Annotated in this window: 23 protein-coding genes; 19 read left to right on the top strand and 4 right to left on the bottom strand. The window is 50.0% G+C overall.

Annotation, left to right across the window (positions count from 1 at the left end; translation table 11 throughout):
* The first annotated feature begins 15 nt into the window (after positions 1-15).
* Positions 16-1308: an acetylxylan esterase gene (locus ACYVI1_RS00355; protein WP_460905362.1), complete on the top strand. Its 1293-nt coding sequence runs from the start codon at positions 16-18 to the stop codon at positions 1306-1308.
* A 32-nt stretch (positions 1309-1340) separates the two neighbouring features.
* On the opposite strand, the gene ACYVI1_RS00350 is transcribed toward ACYVI1_RS00355, so the two are convergent.
* The gene (locus tag ACYVI1_RS00350; RefSeq protein WP_460905360.1) at positions 1341-1511 is read right to left on the bottom strand and encodes a hypothetical protein; all 171 of its coding nucleotides are present in this window, start codon (positions 1509-1511) and stop codon (positions 1341-1343) included.
* Between the two features lie 126 nt (positions 1512-1637).
* On the opposite strand from ACYVI1_RS00350, the gene ACYVI1_RS00345 reads away from it, so the two are divergent.
* The 5 genes from ACYVI1_RS00345 to ACYVI1_RS00325 all read left to right on the top strand — a co-directional run bounded on the left by ACYVI1_RS00345 (position 1638) and on the right by ACYVI1_RS00325 (position 7352).
* Positions 1638-2570 (top strand): D-2-hydroxyacid dehydrogenase, encoded by a 933-nt coding sequence (locus tag ACYVI1_RS00345; RefSeq protein ID WP_460905663.1) that lies wholly within the window; start codon positions 1638-1640, stop codon positions 2568-2570.
* 148 nt (positions 2571-2718) lie between these two features.
* On the top strand, positions 2719-5427 hold the full coding sequence (locus ACYVI1_RS00340; RefSeq protein ID WP_460905357.1) for a DNA gyrase/topoisomerase IV subunit A: 2709 nt from the start codon (positions 2719-2721) through the stop codon (positions 5425-5427).
* 72 nt (positions 5428-5499) lie between these two features.
* Positions 5500-5877: a VOC family protein gene (locus ACYVI1_RS00335; protein ID WP_460905355.1), complete on the top strand. Its 378-nt coding sequence runs from the start codon at positions 5500-5502 to the stop codon at positions 5875-5877.
* Positions 5878-6573 (top strand): SanA/YdcF family protein, encoded by a 696-nt coding sequence (locus tag ACYVI1_RS00330; RefSeq protein WP_460905353.1) that lies wholly within the window; start codon positions 5878-5880, stop codon positions 6571-6573. It begins immediately after the preceding gene.
* Positions 6574-6755: 182 nt separating this feature from the next.
* Positions 6756-7352, top strand: coding sequence for a CAP domain-containing protein (locus ACYVI1_RS00325; protein WP_460905350.1), 597 nt, complete (start codon positions 6756-6758; stop codon positions 7350-7352).
* Between the two features lie 110 nt (positions 7353-7462).
* On the opposite strand, the gene ACYVI1_RS00320 is transcribed toward ACYVI1_RS00325, so the two are convergent.
* On the bottom strand, positions 7463-8992 hold the full coding sequence (locus ACYVI1_RS00320; RefSeq protein WP_460905348.1) for a capsule assembly Wzi family protein: 1530 nt from the start codon (positions 8990-8992) through the stop codon (positions 7463-7465).
* Positions 8993-9402: 410 nt separating this feature from the next.
* Here ACYVI1_RS00320 and ACYVI1_RS00315 point away from each other — a divergent pair, with 410 nt between their 5' ends.
* From ACYVI1_RS00315 to rplT, 8 genes are all read left to right on the top strand, one after another.
* The gene (locus ACYVI1_RS00315; protein WP_460905345.1) at positions 9403-9978 is read left to right on the top strand and encodes a DinB family protein; all 576 of its coding nucleotides are present in this window, start codon (positions 9403-9405) and stop codon (positions 9976-9978) included.
* Positions 9979-10065: 87 nt separating this feature from the next.
* A complete protein-coding gene (locus ACYVI1_RS00310; RefSeq protein ID WP_460905343.1) occupies positions 10066-10506 on the top strand; it encodes an EVE domain-containing protein in 441 nt (146 codons plus the stop codon).
* A gap of 45 nt (positions 10507-10551) precedes the next feature.
* Positions 10552-11448, top strand: a complete 897-nt coding sequence (locus ACYVI1_RS00305) for a class I SAM-dependent methyltransferase (protein ID WP_460905341.1) — start codon at positions 10552-10554, stop codon at positions 11446-11448.
* Between the two features lie 98 nt (positions 11449-11546).
* On the top strand, positions 11547-12749 hold the full coding sequence (locus tag ACYVI1_RS00300; RefSeq protein WP_460905338.1) for a tetratricopeptide repeat protein: 1203 nt from the start codon (positions 11547-11549) through the stop codon (positions 12747-12749).
* 138 nt (positions 12750-12887) lie between these two features.
* On the top strand, positions 12888-14831 hold the full coding sequence (gene thrS, locus ACYVI1_RS00295) for a threonine--tRNA ligase (protein ID WP_460905335.1): 1944 nt from the start codon (positions 12888-12890) through the stop codon (positions 14829-14831).
* A gap of 195 nt (positions 14832-15026) precedes the next feature.
* Complete coding sequence (infC, locus tag ACYVI1_RS00290; RefSeq protein WP_460905333.1) at positions 15027-15584, top strand: translation initiation factor IF-3; 558 nt, start codon at positions 15027-15029, stop codon at positions 15582-15584.
* Positions 15585-15721: 137 nt separating this feature from the next.
* The gene (gene rpmI, locus ACYVI1_RS00285; protein WP_460905330.1) at positions 15722-15916 is read left to right on the top strand and encodes a 50S ribosomal protein L35; all 195 of its coding nucleotides are present in this window, start codon (positions 15722-15724) and stop codon (positions 15914-15916) included.
* A 177-nt stretch (positions 15917-16093) separates the two neighbouring features.
* Complete coding sequence (gene rplT / locus ACYVI1_RS00280) at positions 16094-16438, top strand: 50S ribosomal protein L20 (protein ID WP_460905328.1); 345 nt, start codon at positions 16094-16096, stop codon at positions 16436-16438.
* Between the two features lie 94 nt (positions 16439-16532).
* Here rplT and ACYVI1_RS00275 read toward each other — a convergent pair whose 3' ends face one another.
* On the bottom strand, positions 16533-16973 hold the full coding sequence (locus tag ACYVI1_RS00275; RefSeq protein WP_460905325.1) for a nuclease A inhibitor family protein: 441 nt from the start codon (positions 16971-16973) through the stop codon (positions 16533-16535).
* A gap of 146 nt (positions 16974-17119) precedes the next feature.
* On the opposite strand from ACYVI1_RS00275, the gene ACYVI1_RS00270 reads away from it, so the two are divergent.
* From ACYVI1_RS00270 to ACYVI1_RS00250, 5 genes are all read left to right on the top strand, one after another.
* The gene (locus tag ACYVI1_RS00270; protein WP_460905323.1) at positions 17120-17653 is read left to right on the top strand and encodes a hypothetical protein; all 534 of its coding nucleotides are present in this window, start codon (positions 17120-17122) and stop codon (positions 17651-17653) included.
* Positions 17654-17933: 280 nt separating this feature from the next.
* A complete protein-coding gene (locus tag ACYVI1_RS00265) occupies positions 17934-18779 on the top strand; it encodes a class I SAM-dependent methyltransferase (protein ID WP_460905320.1) in 846 nt (281 codons plus the stop codon).
* Between the two features lie 267 nt (positions 18780-19046).
* Entirely contained in the window at positions 19047-20978 is a 1932-nt protein-coding gene (gene dnaK, locus ACYVI1_RS00260; RefSeq protein WP_460905317.1) for a molecular chaperone DnaK, read from the top strand.
* 119 nt (positions 20979-21097) lie between these two features.
* Complete coding sequence (locus ACYVI1_RS00255) at positions 21098-21496, top strand: hypothetical protein (protein ID WP_460905315.1); 399 nt, start codon at positions 21098-21100, stop codon at positions 21494-21496.
* Between the two features lie 95 nt (positions 21497-21591).
* Positions 21592-23244, top strand: a complete 1653-nt coding sequence (locus tag ACYVI1_RS00250; protein WP_460905313.1) for a hypothetical protein — start codon at positions 21592-21594, stop codon at positions 23242-23244.
* Positions 23245-23375: 131 nt separating this feature from the next.
* Here the strand turns inward: ACYVI1_RS00250 and ACYVI1_RS00245 are convergent, their stop codons facing one another.
* Positions 23376-23588, bottom strand: coding sequence for a DUF4926 domain-containing protein (locus ACYVI1_RS00245; RefSeq protein WP_460905310.1), 213 nt, complete (start codon positions 23586-23588; stop codon positions 23376-23378).
* Positions 23589-23591: the final 3 nt, after the last annotated feature.

The raw sequence follows: 23591 nt of genomic DNA, 5'->3' as shown, positions 1-23591 counted from the left end.
ACTAACTTCCGGTTTATGAAACGACTGCTCCTGCTTTGTTACCTCTTTAGTCTCAATAATCTTGTCGCTCAGCCCGCTGAGAAGGCCGTTAAAGTCATCGTCACCCCCGACCACGCCGACTGGTTATACAAGACCGGCGAACCGGTTAAATTTATGGTGTCGGTTTATAGAAACAACGTGTTGCTGCGTGGCGCCAAACTCCGCTATGAAATTGGGCCGGAGAAGATGGAGCCGACGAAAAAAGAAGCCGTTACGCTCAAGGATGGAACCCTGGCTTTAGAGGCCGGTACGATGAAAACGGCGGGGTTTCTGCGCTGCATTGCCACCGCCGAGGTCGACGGCAAAGACTACCGGGGCCTGACAACGGCGGGGTTCGAGCCGCTGACCATCAAACCAACCGTTGCCAACCCAACAGATTTCAACGCATTCTGGGACAATGCCAAAGCTGACCTGGCAAAAATTCCCGTCGACGCCCGCCTGACCTTACTGCCCGAACGCTGCACCGAATTGACCAACGTCTATCACCTGAACCTGCAAAACATCAACAACTCCCGCTTCTACGGTATTTTATGCGTACCCAAAAAAGAAGGAAAATACCCGGCCATTCTTCGTGTACCGGGGGCCGGAGTTCGTCCCTATTATGGCATGGTTGCCGACGCTGATAAGGGCTTTATTACGCTCGAAGTGGGTATTCACGGTGTGCCCGTCATCATGGATCCCAGCGTGTATGTCGACCTCAGCCGGGGTCCGCTCAATGGCTATCAGGCTCAGAACCTCGACGACCGCGACCGCTATTACTACAAACGAGTGTATTTGGGCTGCGTTCGGGCCGTCGATTTCCTGGCGAGTATGCCACAGTACGATGGGCAGAATCTGGCCGTCACGGGCGGGAGTCAGGGTGGCGCTTTATCCATTATTACCGCCGGTTTGGATTCCCGCATCAAATGGCTGGGGGCGTACTATCCGGCGCTGGCCGACGTAACGGGTTACCTCAACGGCCGGGCAGGTGGCTGGCCGCACCTGTTTGCGGGCAACGAGCTGGCGTTCAACAATAAACCCGACCGAATTAAAACAACGGGTTATTACGATGTCGTGAATTTTGCCCGGATGGTGAACGTGCCAGGCTATTATTCCTGGGGTTTCAACGACGAAACCTGCCCGCCAACGTCCATGTATGCGGCCTACAACGTTATTCCCGGTCCCAAGATGCTGGACATCTCTTACCTCGACACCGGCCACTGGACCTACCCCGAACAAACCGAAAAAATGACCAACTGGCTGATGGGACAGTTGAAAGGGGTAAAGTGATATGTTCTAATCGCTGGGTTAATTGAGTTGAACTAATAAACCGACGAAAAGACAATCTGCCAGCCCATTGCTTTAGCTCTGGGTTGAGCCGAAAGAAACCGAATGAGGCCAACCGCTCCGGCGGCCCGGCGTTTCAACGGTTTCAACTCCCGATAAACCGTTGAAACGGTTAGGGGACATGGGGCAATTTTTTCTAAACCCACAGCTAAAGCAGTGGGCTAATACGGGTTCGATTCGGCGGTTATTTAATACAAATCAATTAACCCGGCGATTAGGATAGGAACAATCCCGAAACGCAACCAAATTAGTTGATTTTGCGTAACAATAGTATGCTGCTTTTTGTCAATCCCAATCTTAAGGACACCCACAAAGCCGAACTTCGGCGTCAACTCCCCGCCGACATTACGGTCGTCTTTCGGCACGACCTGCCCAGCCCTGAGCAGCAGGCCACCTTTCAGTCGGCCGATCTGGTGCTGGGCAATCCGCCGTCGGCCTGGTTTGCCGAATCGTTGCCTAATCTGAAATTCTGGCAGTTGGATTCGGCGGGGTTCGACGGCTACAAAACTGTTGGGGTCAATGCAGCCGTTGCCAACATGGGCGATTACTATGCCTGGCCGTGCGCCGAAACCATGGTGGCGGGCATTCTGGCCCTGTACCGGCGTATTCCTGAACTGGCCGTGCTGCAAAATCACTCTGAGTGGGTAGGAGCACCCATCCGCACCCGCATGGACTCGCTGCGGCAGAAGCGGGTCGTCATTTTGGGTACGGGCACCATTGGGCAGGCTCTCCGGCAAATGCTGACCGGCTTCGACTGCACCACCCGGATGCTCGCCCGCACCGACCCGCAGGCCGACCTGCATTCGGTCGATGAACTCGTCGCAGTGTTGCCTCAAACGGATATTCTGGTCAACTGCCTGCCCGGCACGGCAACGGGCTTTGTGTCGGCGGAGGTCATCGCGGCTATGAAACCCGGCAGTCTCTACGCCAATGTTGGCCGGGGCAGCACAACCGACGAACCGGCCCTGATTCGGGCCTTGCAGTCGGGGCAACTGGGCGGGGCGGTACTCGACGTGACCGCTACCGAACCCCTTCCGGCCGGCAGTCCACTCTGGAACTTGCCGAACGTTTTGCTCACACAACATACCGGCGGTGGCCAGCCTGATGAGGATGCTGGCAAGGTCGCCCGGTTTCTGCGGAACCTGGACCGCTTTCGGGCGGGGGAGGTGTTAGTCAATGCGGTCGATTTGGGGAGAGGGTATTGAAAAATACATTACTTATTTTGTGAGATTGCCCTTTTTAGCCTTTTTAAGCCATTTTCTCAACTTTTTTTTGTATATTTAAGGAGCCGAATGCGCCACCAAACGGTCGGCCCTGTTACCCATCCACTGGAAAAGTTCTGAGCGCAAATCAATGATGAACGAAGAAAATGAACCCTTCATGGACGACGATAACCAGCAGCCCGAAGCAGAGTCATCTGCCGACGGTATGGACCTGACCGACGTCTCTGAGAGCAATGAACAACCGATTGACACTACTCATGATGTGCTGCACGACCAGACGGTCGTGTCAGGGCTGTACGAAAACTACTTCCTCGATTACGCATCCTACGTTATTCTTGAACGGGCCGTTCCCGCCGTTGAAGATGGGCTGAAACCCGTTCAGCGCCGGATTTTGCACGCGCTGAAAGAAATGGACGATGGCCGCTTCAACAAGGTAGCCAACGTGATTGGGCAAACCATGCAGTTTCACCCGCATGGCGATGCGTCCATCGGCGAAGCTTTAGTAAATATTGGTCAGAAAGAACTCCTGTTCGATACGCAGGGGAGTTGGGGTGATGTTCGCACGGGCGATGGGGCCGCGGCTCCGCGCTACATTGAAGTGCGGCTGTCGAAGTTTGCCCAGGATGCCATTTATAACGACAAAACCACCGAGTGGCAGTTGTCGTATGACGGGCGTAAACGCGAACCGGTTACGCTGCCCGTTAAGTTCCCCTTGTTGCTGGCCCAGGGCGTAGAGGGCATTGCCGTTGGCCTGTCGACCAAGATACTGCCCCACAACTTCAATGAACTGATTGAGGCCTCGATTAATATCCTCAAAGACAAACCCGTGTCGCTCTTCCCCGATTTTCAGACGGGCGGCCATATTGATGTCGGCAATTATAACGACGGGCACCGGGGGGGCAAAGTGCGGGTGCGGGCTAAAATCGAGGAAGTTGATAAGAAAATTCTCGCCATTCGGGATGTGCCCTTTGGCATAACGACCTCGCAGTTGATCGACTCGATTGTGAAAGCCGCCGAGTTGGGTAAAATCCGAATCAAAGCGCCCAGCCGGAACATAGCCGCCGTGGTCGATAATACGGCCAAAGATGTCGAGATTCTGGTGCACCTGCAGCCCGGCGTTTCGCCCGACGTCACAATTGACGCGCTCTATGCCTTCACCGACTGCGAGGTGAGCATATCGCCCAATGCCTGCGTGATCATTGGCGACAAGCCCCATTTCGTGAGCGTGACGGATATTCTGCGGGTCAATACGCACCAGACCGTGCAGTTGCTGCAACGCGAACTGGAAATCCGGCGTAGTGAGTTGATGGAGCGGCTGCTGTACAGTTCGCTCGAGAAAATTTTTATCGAAAACCGGATTTACCGAAAAATCGAAGAGTGCGAAACCTTTGAGGCCGTTCTCGAAACAATTGACAAAGCCTTAAAGCCCTTTAAAAAACAATTTTATCGCGCCATTACGCAGGACGACCTGATCCGCCTGACCGAAATCAAGATCAAACGGATTTCAAAATACGATGGCTTTAAGGCCGAGGAGTTGATGCGCCGACTGGAGCAGGAACTGGCTGAAACAGAGGATAATCTGGCCAACATCACCCGCTATGCCATTGCCTATTACAAAGACCTGCAAAAGAAGTATGGCAAGGGCCGTGAGCGCAAAACCGAAATTCGGGCGTTCAATACCATTGCCGCGAGTGTGGTAGCGGCAGCCAACCAGAAACTTTATGTCGACCGCGAAGGCGGATTTATTGGCTATGGCCTGAAGAAAGATGAGTACGTCAGCGACTGCTCCGACATCGACGATATCATTGTGTTCCGGCGCGATGGGAAGTGTGTTGTTACAAAAATTCAGGAAAAAGTGTTTGTCGGCAAGGATATTGTGTATGTTTCGGTATTCAAGAAAAACGACGAGCGCAAAATTTACAACGTTGTCTATTTAGACGGCAAGTCGGGGATTTCGATGGCCAAACGGTTTCCCGTTACGGGCGTAACCCGCGACCGGGAGTATGACCTGACGATGGGTAATCCGAAGTCGAAAATGACGTATTTTAGCGCCAATGATAATGGGGAAGCTGAGGTAATTACGATCAACCTGACGGCGCAGAGTTCGGCAAAAATCAAACAGTTCGATTTTGATTTCGCGGCCATTGCCATCAAAAACCGCTCGGCCCAGGGAAACATCCTGACGAAGTATTCGGTGCGGAAACTGACCCAGAAGTCGGGTGGCGTGTCGACGCTGGGTGGGGTCGATATTTGGTACGACGAGCACCTCGGGCGGCTCAACCGCGATGAACGCGGCAAGCTGCTCGGTAATTTTGACGCTAAAGACAGTATTTTGGTCGTTTATAAAGATGGCCAGTATGAACTGACGAGTTTCGACCTGACGAATCGCTACGAACCGAATGACCTGGCCGTGCTGCTGAAATTCGATCCCGAAACGGTGCTGTCGTCGGTCTATTACGAAGCCAACCAGAAAGCCTGGTATGTGAAGCGATTTAAGGTAGAGACGACCTCGCTCGACAAGAAATTTAGTTTCATTGGCGATACGAAAGGCTCGAAGAATCTGGTTGTAACCGCCGACCGACACCCGCGCATCGAAATCATTCATCAGGTGAAAGACCGGGGGCCGCTTGAGAAAATGACACTGGAACCGGAGGGATTTATCGACGTGCGGGGCTGGAAAGCGTTAGGGAATAAACTGCCTTTTGCCAAAGTTAAAGAAGTTAAATTGCTGACCCCTAAAGTCGTTAAAGAACCCGTAAGGGCGACGCCAGTACCGGAAACAATCGCGCTTGAAGTCATCGATGAGAAGGAAGCCGTGCAGTTAGGGCTATTTTCGTGATAATTGACTTGTCGTTTGTCGTACTGAAAACTCGACCGATGGGTCGGTTGGGGACGAAAACCGTCTATCCATATGTCAGAAACAAACTTATTAGGCTTACGGACAGTCATTTACGCAGCTCCTGACCTTTCGGTCACCAAAGAGTGGTATGCGAAGGCACTGGGTATCGAGCCGTATTTCGACCAGCCATTTTACGTTGGCTTTACCGTGGGCGGCTATGAATTGGGGCTTATGCCGGGCGCAAAACCCGCCGAAATCAACCATGCCGATACGCTGACGTATTGGGGCGTTTCCGACATCGACGGGGTTATGGCCCACTGGCTTGGTTTAGGCGCTACTATTTTCACGGCCATTCAGGAAGTGGGCGGAGGCATTAAAACGGCAGCCCTCACCGACCCATTTGGCAATGTGGTCGGCTTTATTGATAATCCGCATTTTAGTCTTGACTAAATGAACACGACCTTGGCTACGGACTACAGCAACGAGAAGCCCCGCGAAGCGGTTGGCGTTCGTGTAGCCAAACGGGTCATTAAGGCGGGCATCGTTCTGCTGTTTGCCGGGTCAACGGTGGTGCTGATTAGCAATTGGTGGGTCGTTTATAACACCCGGAATCAAATTTATTTCAATATTGACGAACTGCCCGCCAACGACGTTGGGCTGGTGCTGGGCACGAGTAAGTTTGTGCGGACGGGGAAAGAAAACCTGTTTTTTCGCTACCGGATGGAAGCTACTGCCCGGCTTTGGAAAGAAGGTAAAGTGAAATACCTGATTCTGAGTGGTAATAACGATTCGGAATACTACAGCGAGCCGGTCGATATGCAGCGGGCCTTACTAAAGCTGGGAGTGCCCGCGTCGGCCATGACGCTGGACTATGCGGGTTATCGAACATTCGACTCGGTGGTGCGCTGCAAAGACGAGTTCAACAAGGGAAAAATCACGATTATCTCCCAGAATTTTCACAACGCCCGCGCCCTTTATATTGGCAATCACGAGGGCATGGAGGCCATTGCCTTCGCTGCTCAGGATGTTCCCGATGGCTACTCCCTCCGCACCCTCATCCGCGAATACCTTGCCCGCCCATACGCCCTGCTCGACGTGTATGTGTTCCGGCCTCAGCCTGAAAAAGGCAATTCACCACGCAGATAACTGGTTGTCTTTATAGGTTTGAACGACCCGCTGGCTCTCCAGTGCGCGGGTATTTATCAATCATCTCTATTTGTTACCAATTTCTATTTATAATTACCTATAGTTTAATCTATTATGTGGAATATTATAATAATTAGCCTTTACATACCGTTTACTCAACAAATTGACCTAAAAAATAATCTATGAAACTAACGTACTTTTTGAGTGCAGCGGCTTTGCTCTGGGCCACGGCTGCGTGTCAGTCCGACCAGGAAGCCAGTCAGGCACCCGCACCGGTTATGTCATCGGTTTACAAAGATGGGGGCGTCGGTCAGGCTCCGGCGGCAACGCCAACTACGGCTGGGGCGAGAGCCGCTTCGACCATTCAGCAGCAGGAGTTGCTAACCTATATCAATCAGGCCCGGTCGAAGCCCTGCCAATGCGGCACCACAACATATCCGGCGGTTCCGGCGCTGGCCTTAAACACCCAGCTTAACGTAGCTTCGGATATGTTTGCCCAGGATATGGCAACTTATACTTATTTCAGTCATACCGCCCGCGATGGGTCATTGCCCTGGGACCGGATGACGCGGGCGGGATACATCTGGCGGGCGGCTGGTGAAAATATTGCGGCTGGTTACACAACTACCCGGACTGTTGTAGATGGTTGGCTGCGTTCGCCGGGTCATTGTAAAAACATCATGAGCGCCAATTTTAAAGACGTTGGCGTCGGCTATGCCTACAGCGCCAGCAGCACCTACAAGCATTACTGGGTGACAGATTTTGGCACCAAACGGTAAGCGGGCAACGCACAGGTTGGTGCCGATCGAAAACGCAGATTCACGCAGAAATGACAACTCATCGGCTGCGTGAATCTGCGTTTTCGGCCTATAAGCTGCGTGAAAGAAGTTTAGTGCTGCTTCCGGCTCTGTCCTTCTTTGCGAATGCCCACATAGAACCCGGTGCTGTTGGTATAGAGGTCGCCGATGTCGGTGGCTACGGCTGCGATAGCTGTTACTCCATTCAAAATTGGGAGCGGAGCTGAAAAGCTGACACTGGACGAGAATTGCCGGGCGGGTTTGTCGAAGGGAATAATATACGTGCCGAAGTTTTCACTATACGATGCCTTAAGTTGAAATTGTAGAAAATCATACGCCTGCCCCGACAAACCGATGTGCATAACCGTCACCCGGTTGTTATTGGTAAACCCATATTGCGCTAAATCGCTGCGGCTGTCGGCCGTTGGTGTTATGAACGGCGTGCCCATCGTCAGGCCATAGCGCGACCACCCATCCTGATACTGCGAATGATTGAAGTAGTTGTCGCGGCCCCGTTGCGAAGCATTTTCTAAAAACAAGGCGCCCCCCTGACTCTTCGTATACAGATACTCCAGCAGCATGTTCTGAATCTGAATCCCGTTGGGATTTACCGCACGTCGATTGCGGATACGCAGTCCGTTTAGCCCGTCCTGAATGTTGATCAAGTAAAACAGCGACCCATCTTCGTAGATATTCTGGCGATAGGCAAAGATCGAAAAATGCTGCCCGGCATACTCAAATCCCAGATCGACCGTGCCGAGGTGATTGCCAATGCGATTCTCGCGGTCAAAACTGCTGATACGATTTGTGTCGATATTGGGGCGGTCGCCCAGCGCGCTGGCCGTTATCACATCGACATAATCGCTGAATCGGTTGGGCAACTGATTGTTTTTGATGACCGAACCGGGCAGCCGTTCGGTGTTGCCGCCCCACATAACCTGGTGATTCAGCCCGGCATAGAGTTTTAGCCGCCAGTTAGGTTTTCCAAATCGGCCATAGAGCGTTTTCTGGTGGAGCATGACGTTATTGATGAACCGCTCCTCTTCAAACCAGCCGTGGGCATACGAGCCTTTAAAGGCGAACAGGCCACCTTTTGGTACATAGTCAGGCACGGCTATCTGCACTTTCAGCATGGGCAGCGTGTTGCCCGACCAGGCAAATGAACCCGACGTAAGCGCCGAGTCGACTAAGCCAAAAATTTCCCGCCGTCGACCGGCCCAAACTTCCAGTGCCCCACCGAATTTAACTTTTACGTAGGCTTCCGGTATAAGCAGTTTGTAGGCATAGCCCGCGTTCAGAACCGCTTCGGCTCCCCAACCCCAGTCAATCCGCCGGTTGGTGGCCCGCAGGCTATCGAGTTTCGTTTTCGGTTTGTCGTGGTAATCGACCCGCATAGCCTGGCGCAGGGTCATCAGGGTATGTTCGCACGGAACGATCCCATACTGATTGGCCCGAAGCCAGAAGGGTGTTTCGCCCGACGTAGCAAAAAAGCTGCCAACTTCAGTGCGGTAGCGCAGGGGTTTGGTTACCTGCCCAAAGCAGCCCGATACCAGGAGCAGGCAGGGCAGGAGCAAACGCATCCGGGCACATGAAAACATATATTTTTTTTCGATAGGTATCATTTAGGCTAATTTTACGTCACATGCTGATAGAAGTACATAAAACATGCCATGCTGTTGATCCACCACAAAATAGACTCCAGTATCGGTCGGGTTGAGGGAGGAGATTATCGCTGTAGTAAGGGCCGGTTAGGTCCCTATAGACCTGGATTTTTTTCGGAAGGCCGTCAATATTGATTTACCTTTGTGGTTATTTGTCTGTATGCTGGAAGGTAGACCCGCCTTTCATTTCAACCTGCCGATTTATCACCCCGGCATATGGGGGCATAAAAAAGCTGAACAAAAAAGACTGAACGCAGTAGCTATAAAAACACCGGTTTTAGCTTTAGGAAAATAGGCACTCCGTGCCGGTAAGCAGGTAGTGGCTATTACCCAAAGCTTAGGTAAACGAACCAACTCGCTATACATCAATTATGGTCCCTAACGACGAGCTGATACGCATCATTGACCTTTTGAACACCACCTACGAGGGCGAGGAAGCCTGGCATGGCCCATCGGTAGTCGATGTGCTGCGGGGCGTTACGCCCGATATGGCGGGGCGTCGGATAACGCCCAACACACACAGCATTGCCGAATTGGTTTTTCACATGACCAGTTGGCGGATTTTCTGCGTCAAAAAGATGCAGGGCGACGAGGTATTTGATATTACCACGCCCAACAAAGATTTTGGTGCCCTGCCTGATAAAATTGACGATTTCGAGTGGGAAGCCCTCGAAATGGAACTAAGCCTGAGTCAGGAAGAACTCATCAATGAACTCGACAAACGCGACGACGACGAGTTTCTGGAAGACATCGTGCCGGGCCGCGATTATACCTATTACGACATGCTGCATGGCATTATCAACCACGATATGTACCATACCGGCCAGATCATGATTATCCAGAAAGCCCTGGCTTTCAAGGTCGCTGGCTCACGTTTTGCCGACGGTGATGCCGACGAATATGGTTCTCCTTTCGGCAGCAGCCAGGAACAGGATGATTATTATTGACCTAATTTTGAATGGATGAATGATAGAATGATTGAATTATTCTGCAATTCACCTATTCTATCATTCATCCACTCTATCAGTCTATCATTGAATTACTGGCTCGTAAAATCTGAACCTGATACCTACGGGTGGCCTCATTTTGTTGAACAGGGCCGCGCCGTGTGGGATGGCGTCCGTAATTATCAGGCGCGTAACAACCTGAACACCATGAAAATAGGTGATCAGGTTCTCTTCTACCATAGCGTAACCAATCCGGGAGTGGTTGGCCTGGCAACGGTCGTGCGGGAAGCTCACCAGGACCCGACCGTTGCCGATGACCCTGCTCAGGCTAAATTTGCCTGGGTGGCCGTTGAACTGGAGCCGGTAATGATGCTGGAGAAACCTGTTTCGCTGGCCCGGATCAAGGCCGAACCCCTGCTGGCCAACATCAGCCTGGTCCGGCAATCGCGTTTATCGGTCATGCCCGTCCGCCCCGACGAATTTGAATTAATTTTAAAAATGGGGCAGGAAAAAAATGATGAATTATAAATGATGAATTAATCCACAGAGAGTAATTCATCATTAAACTATTATATGCCTGACATCCAGCTAATTACTCCCCGCCCCTGGTCTGAATACGAGCTGATTGATTCGGGTAATTTTCAGAAACTCGAACGGTTTGGCAACTTTACAGTATCCCGGCCCGAGCCGCAGGCTATCTGGGATAAATCCCTGCCTGAGGCCGAATGGGAGCGTCTCGCCCAGGCTATTTTTCGTCGCGACCGCCAATCGCCCGAACGGGGCGACTGGCAAACGACGCCCGACATGCGCGACCCCTGGTATGTTTCGTTTCGACAGGATGGCCTGAATCTGAAATTTAAACTGGCCCTGACAACCTTCAAGCACGTCGGGCTTTTTCCAGAACAGGCCGACAACTGGGCCTATATTTATACTAAAATCAAGGCCCTGTCTGCCAGCGTAGCCCAGCCAAAGGTGCTGAATCTGTTTGCCTATACGGGGGGGGCGTCGCTGGCGGCTCGTCAGGCCGGAGCCGACGTGACCCATGTCGATGCGGTGAAGCCGGTCATTAGCTGGGCGCGGGAAAACATGGACCACAGCGAATTGGCTGATATTCGCTGGGTGGTTGAGGATGCTGTTAAATTCGTTCGGCGCGAGGTCCGGCGGGGGAACCACTACAACGGTATCATTCTGGACCCACCGGCCTATGGGCGCGGGCCTGATGGCGAAAAGTGGGTACTCGAAGAACAACTCAACAACCTGCTCAAATCCTGTGCTGACCTGCTCGACCGCACCCATTTTTTCTTTATCATCAATCTGTATTCACTCGGTTTCTCGTCGCTCATCCTGGACAACCTCATTCAGCAAACGTTCGGTACCGTCCCCAATGCCGAATGGGGCGAATTAGCCGTTGCCGACAAGGCGCAAAAACGGCTACCTTTGGGGGTGTTTTACCGATTTGCCAATCAATGAGTGAATTGTGAATGAGTGAATGAGCGAATAGTGCCGGGCCTCCGTTGCGGCTGCGTCAGCTATTCGCTCATTCACTCATTCACTCCTTCGCAATTCAAATGCGCCAGTGTCTCGCAATCTTCTTTGCTGCCTTGTTTTTCGCCTGCGGCAGCGACAACCGGCAGACGGCCCGTATTCCGGATTTTCCGAAGCCCGGTGACAGTAGTCGGGCCCAGGGCGCCCTGCGTGCGCTGACCAGAGCCATCAATCAGTCGTCGCCAGCGTCGGCCTATGCCAAACGGGCCGCTATCCTGCTGTCGATGGGGCGCATAAACGAGGCACTGACAGACATCGACGAGGCCATCGACCGAAATGATAACATTGGGTCGTATTATCTGACCCGCGCTCAGGTGCTTCGGTCGTTGCAGCAACCCGCCAAAGCCTTGCAGAACGCCCAGCGTGCTGAGATTCTGGGTGTCAATACCCCCGAACTCTATATCCTCCAGGGCGACCTGCTCCAACAGCAAAATCAGTTCGATAAAGCCAAACTGTACGTTGCCAGAGCGTTGCAAATGGCTCCCTACGATGGGGAAGCGTTTTTTTTTACTGGATTAATGGCGGCCCGGCAAGGCGACACCACCGGCGCGATAAACCTGTATCAGCAGTCGCTGCGGCTTAAACCTCGTTATCTGGAGACCTACAATCAACTGGCCTCGATGTACCGAACACTGGGCGACCTGAATTCGGCGCTTGCCTACAATGAGCGGGCACTGAATTATTTTCCCAACACCGCCCGATTGTATTATGGCCGGGGTTTGATTTACCATACAAAGGGCATCCTCGACAGTGCCATGACCTGTTATCAGCAAACCGTGAATCTGCAGGCGAGTTATTATCAGGCTTATTTTCAGATGGGGCTGATCAATCAGAAATACCGAAACTATTACACAGCCCTGGCAAATTATCAGCGCGTGCTGCAACTTCGGCCTCAGTTTCCCCGGATCGACACCTACATTGGCTACTGCCATGAACAAATGGGGCAGTATGATTTGGCCATTGCAGCCTATACCAAAGCGAGTGGGCTAAATGCGACCGACCAGCAGGCTGCGGCTGGTTTGTGGCGGTCGCAACGGCGGCAATACGCACAAAGTTCGTATAACTCCTTATTTTTGCCGGATACGCTGGCCAAACCAAGACCGTCAACGCGAAATCGACCGGTGCTCGACACCAGCCGCGTTCGGGTGTTAACCATTCAGCCAAAGCCGCGCATTACATCCAGTGCCAACGATTCGCTCCAGCGAACCGTGAAACCAATAAATTGATTTGGGATGTATGATTTGGGATTTCTGATTTAGCTGACGCGAAAGCAATAAATCCGAAATCCCAAATCATACATCCCAAATTAAAGTGGCTTACAGTTGTAGGTGAGCTGCGGGTACCATAATAACTTATATAACCAAATGATTACGCAGGACGAACAAATCCGCGTGACGCTGCCCGACGGCAGCGTTCGGCAGTATCCCAAAGGAAGTTCCGGGCTGGATATTGCTACCCAAATTAGTGAAGGCCTGGCCCGTAACGTGCTGGCTGCCAAAGTGAATGGGGTTGTACAGGATGCCACGCGCCCCATCGGCGAGGATGCCAGCGTGCAACTCCTGACGTGGAACGACGCCGAAGGGAAAGCAACTTTCTGGCACTCGTCGGCGCACCTGCTGGCCGAAGCCCTGGAAAGCCTATACCCGGGCGTGAAGTTCGGTATTGGCCCAGCCGTCGAAACGGGGTTTTATTACGACGTTGATCTGGGCGGGCAGCCGTTTTCCCAGGAAGACTTCAAGAAGGTGGAAGATAAAATGCTCGAACTGGCCCGCCAGAAGCAAGCTTATGTTCGGAAGCCGATGAGCAAGGCCGATGCCATTGCGTATTTTACCGAAAAAGGCGATCCATATAAACTCGACCTGCTCGACGGATTGGACGATGGTACGATTACGTTCTATACCCAGGGCGATTTCACCGACCTCTGCCGGGGACCGCACATTCCGAACACGGGGTTTATCAAAGCGGCCAAACTGATGAACGTAGCCGGTGCCTACTGGCGTGGCAACGAAAAAAATAAGCAGTTGACCCGGATTTACGCCGTTACGTATCCGAAACAGAAAGAACTCGACGATTACCTGTACCTGCTCGAAGAAGCCAAAAAGCGGGACCATCGCAAACTGGGCAAGGAACTGGAACTGTTTGCTTTTTCGGAGAAAGTAGGTGCGGGGCTTCCCCTTTGGCTTCCGAAAGGCACTATGCTGCGCGAACGGTTAGAAAATTTCCTGCGGAAGGCGCAGGCACGGGCCGGCTATGTGCAGGTGGTAACGCCCCACATTGGCAGCAAGCAGTTGTATGTTACGTCGGGTCACTGGGAGAAATATGGCGAAGACTCGTTTCAGCCGATTAAAACTCCCGACCCGAACGAGGAGTTTCTGCTTAAACCCATGAACTGCCCGCATCACTGCGAAATTTACAAAACCAAACCGCGCTCCTACCGTGACCTGCCCCTGCGGCTGGCCGAGTTTGGCACCGTATATCGCTACGAACAGTCGGGCGAGTTGCACGGCCTGACACGAGTGCGGGGGTTTACCCAGGATGATGCCCACATCTTCTGCCGGCCCGATCAGGTCAGGGATGAGTTTATGAAGGTAATCGACCTGGTGCTGTACGTCTTTAAATCACTTGGATTTTCGGATTACAGCGCCCAGATTTCCCTGCGCGACCCGGCCAATGAAACGAAATACATCGGTTCTGACGACCTGTGGGAAAAGGCCGAATCGGCCATTATTGAAGCAGCCGCCGAAAAAGGGTTGCCAACTGTGACGGAGTTGGGCGAAGCAGCTTTCTACGGTCCCAAACTCGACTTCATGGTGCGCGATGCGCTGGGCCGGAAGTGGCAGTTGGGCACAATTCAGGTCGATTACAACCTGCCTAATCGGTTTGAACTGGAATACATCGGTGCCGACAACCAAAAGCACCGGCCCGTGATGATTCACCGCGCGCCCTTTGGGTCGATGGAGCGATTTATTGCCATTCTGATCGAAAACTCAGGTGGTAATTTCCCCCTTTGGCTTTCCCCCGACCAGATCGCCATCCTGCCGATTTCAGAAAAGTACGAAGCGTATGCGAACGACTTATTTTTCAGCCTGCAGGAACACGATATTCGGGGCTTTGTCGATTTGCGCGATGAGAAAATTGGTCGTAAAATTCGCGACGCTGAAGTAAATAAAGTGCCGTATATGCTTATCGTGGGCGAGAAAGAAGCCGCTGAGGGGAAAGTCTCTGTCCGGCGCAAAGGTCAGGGCGACCTGGGCAGCATGAGCGTGGACGAGTTTGTCAATGCGTTTCAGGCGGAGGTGAAAATGTAATGGTCTGTTTCAGGTTTAACGTTTCAGGTTCATCGGGCAGCAACCTGGAACCTGAAACGTTAAACCTGAAACAGATTTTTAACTTGCTTCAAAACCGTATTTTCGATAGTTTCCCGAACTTTTTAGCATTCGTTACGTTATCCAAGCGACTTTTAAAAGTCAGTTTCAAACTAATAGTTACCCTAAACACAATCTATGGCATTACCCCAGCGCAGACCACCCCGTCGCGTGGTTGAAGAACCCTACAAAGTCAATGAGCGCATCCTGGCCCGCGAAGTGCGGGTGGTCGGTGAAAATGTAGAACAGGGAATCTACGAAATCAGTAAGGCGCAGGCTATGGCCAAAGCCCAGAACCTCGACCTCGTTGAGGTATCGCCCAATGCCGTGCCGCCCGTTTGCCGTATTGTCGACTATTCCAAGTTTAAATACGAGCAGAAGAAAAAGCAGAAAGAAATCAAGGCAAACGCCACCAAAGTTGTTATTAAAGAGATTCGTTTCGGACCTAACACCGACGATCACGACTTTGACTTTAAGCTCAAACATGCCATCAACTTCCTCAAAGAAGGGGCCAAAGTGAAAGCCTACGTGCAGTTTGTTGGCCGGGCTATTGTTTTCAAAGACCGGGGTTTTCAACTGCTGGAGCGTTTTTCCAAAGGCCTGGAAGACTACGGCAAAATTGAGTCTGAACCCAAACTCGAAGGCAAGCGCATGAGCATGTTTCTATCGCCTAAAGTTGCCGTGCCGAAAAAATAAAAAAACAGCAATAGTCGATAGTCCTCCGTGGCTAGAGTTTCTCCTTCCCTAACCACGGAGGACTATCGACTATTGCTGTTTTTTTCGTACCTTTGCGGCCTGTTTACTTAATTTTACCTACAAAGCGGTCTACTGCAATGCCAAAAGTAAAAACCAATTCGGGGGCCAAGAAGCGTTTCAAGCTGACCGGCACCGGAAAAATCAAGCGGAAGCATGCCTTCCACAGTCATATCCTGACGAAAAAAACAACCAAGCAAAAGCGCAATTTAGCGCACGCCACGCTGGTTGATGGTCCCGACGAGCGTCGTATCAAACTGCTGCTCAACATCTAAGGACAAAAAAGGGCGCAGTTGCGTCCTGGTTTCTCGTTTCACCCGATTACTGGCCTTAAAAGTGAATGTATAATGTAAAATGAACAATGAATAATGTTGGCTACAGATGGCCGTTCTGCATTACTCATTATCCATTATTCATTAACAGTCCGCCCGTCGTCAAAAAACAAAAAAATTATGCCACGTTCCGTCAATCACGTTGCCTCACGGGCGCGTCGGAAAAAAGTAATGAAGCTGGCCAAAGGCTATTTCGGTCGGCGCAAAAATGTTTGGACAGTCGCTAAAAACGCTGTCGAGAAAGGTTTAGGCTATGCGTATCGCGACCGCCGGGCCAAGAAACGCGATTTTCGGGGTCTTTGGATTCAGCGGATCAACGCCGGTGCCCGTATTCATGGCCTGTCATACTCGGCCTTTATGGGCGCTCTCAACAAATCGGGCATCGAACTCAACCGTAAAGTACTGGCCGATTTGGCCATGAACCACCCAGACGCGTTTGCCGCCGTTGTGGAACAAGTGAAGTAAACAGGAAAACGGAGGCAGGGAGAAGGGAAGAGAGGAGAAAAGGAACGAACTACTTGTTTCCTTTCTTCTTGCCACTCTTCTCCCTGCCTCCGTTTTACGTCTGCACAACCCTCGTCTTTAGTCCCGCCCGTTCGCCGTCGGCTTGGCGACCCAGCAGAAAAACGTCCATTTCTGACTCACCCACGCGGAATACCTGCCGAACGGTTAGGGCTATCTCAACAAAGTCTTTCAGTTTTTGAAACCGGGCGGTGCGCGCTTTTTCTTCATCGCCAAACCAGTCCTGCCCGGTGATAACAGGTTGCCAGAAATCGACTTCCGGCATTTCTTCTACATACACCGACGGAGGCAGCATTTGCCAGTCTTTAATCTGGCTAACCGTCAGGGCTTCAGCTTGCTTCAGGTAGCAGGTTACAGCTTCAACCGGCTCATCGGATTCGCTCGGATACAGCAAATCGGTCAGCAGTGGGCAAACCTGGTCGCTAAAGGGCGATGTTTCTGAAATCGGGCCGCTACTTTTAGGATCTTCGTTCGTCATAGATCAGCAATTGCGGGACGTGTTGTCCAAAAATGGTTACCTGGCAAAAATAAGCTATTGTTAGAGCAGCCAACGAAAAATTCTACGAATGCTGGGTCAAAACATTTCCGCCCGCTTTCCACTTACTTTATAAAAACAATACAGTCATGTTAGAAACCCTTATGAATCTGGTGCGTCAACAGTCTGGCGACGCCATTATTAATAACCCGGCCATTCCAAACAATCAGAATGAGGTGGCTATGCAAACCGTCACCGAGAGTGTGATGAGTGGTCTACAGCAACAAGCCCAGGGCGGTGGCCTCGGTGGTTTGCTGGGCATGTTAACCGGACAGGGCGGTGGTGCCCACACCGAAGTAACGCAGGGCGTTCAGCAGCATGTAGAGCAGAGTTTAATGCAAAAATTAGGCATTTCCCCTCAGGTAGCTATGTCGGTAGCGGCTGCGGTGGTACCGATGGTCCTGAGCAAACTGATGAACAAAGCTAAAGACCCGAACGATAATAGCGTGGACGGCAATAGCATCCTGGGCGCGGCTACGGGTCAGCAGGGTGTCGACTGGATGGGTATGGCTGGTTCGGCAATGGCCGACGGTAAACTCGATATGAATGACTTCATGCGTGTCGCGGGTCAGCAGGGTGGTGGCTTAGGCGGTATGCTGGGTGGCCTGCTGGGTGGACGCTGAGTTTCAGGGTTTCGTTAATTAGCGTCTTTCGCAACAGATAAAGTCTCGCAGTGATAATCTGTACAAATCAGATTATTGCTGCGAGACTTTTTGCTTCCAACAATACGTTGTCCGTCAGCCTGATAGGCAACTACCTGTTCTTAACGCAGTAGCAGGTAGTTATCTTCTGGCTAATGGGATGCTGTTTAACCAGTCGGTAAATGAGTTGTACCGTTGAGTAAGTCTGCAGCAGTTGGCTTATTATAAACAATATATTTGGGTATACCTTCTATTTAGTGTTATGCCAACTTCTGAAGATGTAATTCGTGAGCAACAGCGGGCTGTCTGGAATTTATTCGCTCCCGGCTGGAAGAAATGGGACGATTTTACGATGCGGTTTCTACAGCCGATGGGTGATGCCATCATAAATTACCTCGAACTTAAGCCCACGGATACGGTCCTGGATGTAGCCACCGGAACCGGCGAACCGGGCCTGACCATTGCGGCCATTGTGACAAAGGGGAAGGTGATTGGTACGGATTTGTCCGAAGGGATGCTGGCGGTTGCCGAAGAAAAAGCCCAGCGTATGGGACTGGCTAATTATCAGATTCAGGTGGCCGATGTCAGCAGGTTACCCTTTGGAAATGAGCGTTTTGATGCCGTTAGCTGTCGGATGGGATTTATGTTTTTCCCCGACATGGCGCAGTCTGCTCAGGAACTGGTTCGGGTACTCAAACCGGGCGGTCGGCTGGCTACTTCGGTTTGGGGTGGGGGCGAGCAAAATCCCTGGATAAGTTTATTGATGGGTGTCATCAACCGAACGCTGCAACTGCCGCCCCCGACAATGGGCGCACCGGGCATGTTTCGCTGCGCCAAACCGAGTCTGATTGCTGGATTTTTGGAAGAGGCTGGCTTGTCTGGGGTGGAGGAGACGGTTTTGTCGGGTCAGGTAACGTATGAGAACCTCGATGAGTACTGGAATAACATGACCGACATAGCCGCCCCGGTCGTGAATGCCCTGAAACAAACTGATCAGACGACAATAAGCCAGATCAAAGAGGAGGTATTTACCCGCCTTCGGGAACAGTATGGCAATGGAAAACTGGCTCTGCCATTCAGCACTCTGATTATTCAGGGCACAAAATAAGTGATTAGGCGATGAATCGGTTGACCCCGGCCGGGGTCAACCGATTCATAAGCAAGTAAGACACCCTACTTTAACTCACGTACTCAGGGTGAAGTCTGCCATGTTTTTGCACTATACCTATCCTGAAGCGACATTGTGGCCCATTTAGGCACATGATTCTGCCAATCTGACAGCAAACTGTCTTTTTTTTCCGGCTGGCATTTGTATTGATAGATGGATTCTGTCTGTCAGTTTATCATACAGCAACTAAAGAAACTAAATCCAGTTATGGGAAAAATTATTGGTATTGACTTAGGCACCACGAACTCATGCGTGGCCGTGATGGAAGGCAACGAGCCGGTTGTGATCCCCAACTCTGAGGGAGCGCGTACAACGCCCTCAGTGGTTGCATTTATGGACAACGGCAACGGCGAACGCAAAGTAGGCGCACCCGCCAAACGCCAGGCCATCACCAACCCCAAAAATACGATCTCGTCAATTAAGCGCTTCATGGGGAAACGCTACAGCGAGGTGACGAATGAAATTAAAAACGTCGCCTACGACGTAGAAAACGGCCCGAATAGCACGCCCCGCGTTCGCATCGGCGACCGGCAATATACACCCCAGGAACTTTCGGCCCTGATTCTGCAGAAAATGAAGCAGACCGCCGAAGATTACCTCGGCCAAACCGTAACCGAAGCCGTTATTACGGTGCCTGCTTACTTCAATGATGCGGAGCGGCAGGCAACCAAAGAAGCCGGTCAGATTGCGGGTCTCGACGTAAAACGGATCATCAACGAGCCAACTGCAGCCGCACTGGCTTATGGTTTGGACAAAACCAACCACGACCAGAAAATTGCCGTATTTGACCTCGGTGGCGGTACATTCGATATTTCGATTCTGGAACTCGGCGATGGCGTGTTTGAAGTGAAAGCGACCGATGGCGATACGCACCTCGGTGGTGATGACTTCGACCAGGTAATCATCGACTGGCTTGCCGACGAGTTCAAGAAAGACGAAGCCATTGATCTTCGCCAGGACCCAATGGCCCTGCAACGCCTGAAAGAAGCCGCTGAGAAAGCGAAAGTTGAATTGTCGAGTTCGAACTCAACGGAAATCAACCTGCCGTATATCATGCCGGTGAATGGCATTCCGAAACACTTAGTGCGGACGTTGAGCCGGGCAAAATTTGAGCAATTGGCCGATTCGCTGATTCAGCGGAGTCTGGAGCCTTGCCGCCGTGCCCTGAAAAACGCCAGCTTGTCGGCTTCCCAAATTGATGAAATCATTCTGGTGGGTGGGTCGACGCGCATTCCGAAAGTGCAGGACGAAGTGGAGAAATTGTTTGGCCGCAAGCCCTCCAAAGCTGTTAACCCCGACGAAGCCGTAGCCATTGGCGCTGCCATTCAGGGCGGTGTGTTAACGGGTGAGGTGAAAGACGTGCTGCTGCTCGACGTTATCCCTCTTTCGCTGGGTATCGAAACGATGGGGGGCGTGTTCACCAAAATGGTAGACGCCAACACGACGATTCCGAGTAAGAAAGTTGAAACGTATTCGACGGCCTCGGACAACCAGCCAAGCGTAGAAATCAACGTGTTGCAGGGTGAGCGGCCCATGGCGGCTCAAAATCGCCAGTTGGGCCGGTTTATCCTGTCCGACATTCCGCCTGCCCCGCGTGGTGTGCCGCAGATTGAAGTAACCTTCGACGTGGATGCCAATGGTATTCTGCACGTAACGGCCAAAGATAAAGGCACGGGCAAAGAGCAGAAAATCCGGATTGAAGCCTCGAGCGGTCTGACCGACGCGGAAATCAACCGGATGCGCGAAGAAGCCAAAGCCAACGAAGCCTCCGACAAAGCCGAGCGCGAAAAAATCGAGAAAGTCAACGCGGCAGACTCGATGATTTTCCAGACCGAGAAGCAGTTGAAGGACTACGGCGACAAACTATCGGAAGGCAATAAGACCGCGATTGAAGCGGCCCTGACGACCCTCCGCACGGCGCACGCGTCGCGCGACGCAGCCGCCATCGACACCGCTTTGGAAGGGCTGAACGCAGCGTGGGCAACTGCCTCGCAGGAACTCTACAACGCCACTGACGGCGCGGGTGCCAACCCCACCGATGGAGCCGGTTTCGCCGGAAACGGCAATGGGTCGGCCAACGGACAAGGTCAGCCCGCCGGGGACAACGTCTCGGACGTGCCGTATGAAGAAGTGAAGTAATCTGAACCAGGATTTATCAGATTTTTCTGACTACTCTGATATATATAAGCCCCTATCGTCTCCGGTAGGGGCTTTTTAGTTGAAAAAAGTTACATTGCAATACTTATTCTAATTTAGCTATGGGCGAGTTCTCAAGATTCAAAGGGTTACTTGGAGAAAATATTGCTGAAAACTTTTTTAAACGTGTAGGTTGGCAGTATGTATCTAATATCGAGTTTGATTGTTTTCAAAGGAAAAAGCACAACTGTAGTAAGCATGGTATAGACCTATTTACTGCTTACATCAATCCTTTAGAAGCAGATGTGCTTGATACTGTAATGATATCTGTTAAATATGTTAGTTCAAAAAATGTTAAAAGCGATTTTAAAAAATATTTAAATGATTTGAATACTTCTACAAGCTGCTTTCAATCTTCAAAACATTATAATGAAATAATTAAGCATTTTAATTATAAAAGAAGTCGCCAAAATCTTCTAATATTTTGGGTAGATAATAAAAAGAACTCGATTATACATTAACAAAAGAGCTAAGAGCAATCAGTCAAGAAATTGATACTGATTTTGAACTGATCCATGTTATTGATAACTACAGAGTAAATTTTATATATAATTCTGTGAAATTTATTAATAATATGTATTCATCCGAAAAGATTGACTTCTTTTATCATCAAACTGGGATAAGCGAAAAAATAACTGGAGGAAGACTATTATCAGGTGGTCTATTACCTATTGATTATTTGACTTCGGATGTACTTCTATTTAAAGTTTTAGATAAAAAAGTATTAATAATATGCGTCAACGAACGGTTTGAGAAGGATAATTTTAAGCGAATAGTTGGACTTAGTCAAAATCTCACTTCTGGTTGGTGTCAAAAAATAGTAATAGCGTTTCCTGACTATCAACTTGTGCATCATAAAGAAATTAAGCAGTCTGTGTTAATAAACTTCTCAGATAATGAATTTGCAAGCATGATTGAGGTAAAAAATTTTAGTGAAACATTTTTTTCATTAGAGACGAAAGAGCTTATTTCTGAGATTGGTGCTCCCACTCATAAACCAAATTTTGACATAGAAACTATGCTGCCTTTTGGTGATCAAATACGGCAACTTCTTAATCATTCATACATCAATAAAGCAGATTTACAAAGTTTATTGAAATCTCGTGGTGTATTTACTCGCAAGCAAATAGCCAAAGAAGATATTACGCCTTTTTTTGCTAAAACTTTGTTGTCCCCTACCGAATTCGAATTTTTAAGACGAAAACAATCTGCTAAAGAAGATAGTGAAAACTATTCAACTACATATCTAAACAGTGATATAACGGATGATGTAAATACTGTACTTAATTTGGCTATACCAATGATTAAACAAGATATCATCAAGAAATTTCCAAATTGTGAATTACTCAATGATTTAAGGGTTGAAAGGAAGGAAAATGGAGACTTAGCCATAAATTTTGAAACTAATAAATATGCTTTAAATAAGGATTGGACAGACGTAAGTAGTAAACAAAAGGGAGAAGTTGTGTTTGGTAGAAGAGAGAACGAGGGAAATGGAAAAACGCAGATAGTGACTGCTTATTCGTCTAATGAAACCCGGCAAATGGCTGCTATTATTATAAAAGAGGTCGTTAGTAATCTAAAGAAGATGAATATAATGCCAGCAGAGGATAAGCCGGTAAAACTATTAAGCAGTGACTTTTCAAGGTTACAACGTAATCATTTTCTTATGAGTTTTTTGGAGAATATCCCAAGTAAAGTAGTATTGAAATTTCGACAATTAACGAGCGTGGACTTTACACTCGATGTCGACGCTGAAGGGTTACCTGAAGAATTTATCTCATTACGGAATCGAGTTGACGAGTCAATATTTACTGGAAGAAATCTTGAAGAATTAAAATATTTGACTAACAAACAATACAGAGATGCATTGATATTTTATGCCTTTGTGGCTGAATATCATTTTAAATATGATTTAGAAGAAGGCTCGGTTGAGGGTAAAACGGAAATCGAATTTGGCTTTTTGGATACTCGCCATCAGGATCGTGAGTCTTTAGAAAAGGTAGAGTTTGAATTCAAAATTAGGAATATTAACCCTTTTATTGATAGAAACGTAACCCAAAGGGAGTATCATGCGTTGTCTTTGCGTATACGTACAGACTTCGATATTATCAAATCAAATAATGCTGAAAATTATATTAAGAAAAATCCACAATTAAATTTATTTGCAACAAACGATCCTCGTCACATTGTGGCATCAAGTGATTAAGCGAGGTCGAAATTATATACTATGTTCATGCCCGGCTGTAGTGAATCAAATTCTACTCAATACTTCCCCTCATCTAAATCCTAAGTCGGATCAATAACGTTCCAATCGTTGCCCCAAACTAAGTTGCTTTCTCAAGCTGCCAACTCATGCGTCAACTTCAATAAGTCTTTCGCTTCTACAGCACAGGTCGTGAGGGTGCGGCCCTTCGCATCGGCAAACTCGACTTCATACACACCATCAGCCAGTTCTTCGACAATGGTGCCGACCTGCCCGACGCTCAACTTCTCATCCGGCAATTCGGTTAGTAGAGCGACAATATCTAATAACTGCAACGGCTTGTCCATGCT

The organism is Spirosoma areae (assembly GCF_054781775.1).
This window is presented reverse-complemented; position numbering and strand designations above follow the sequence as displayed.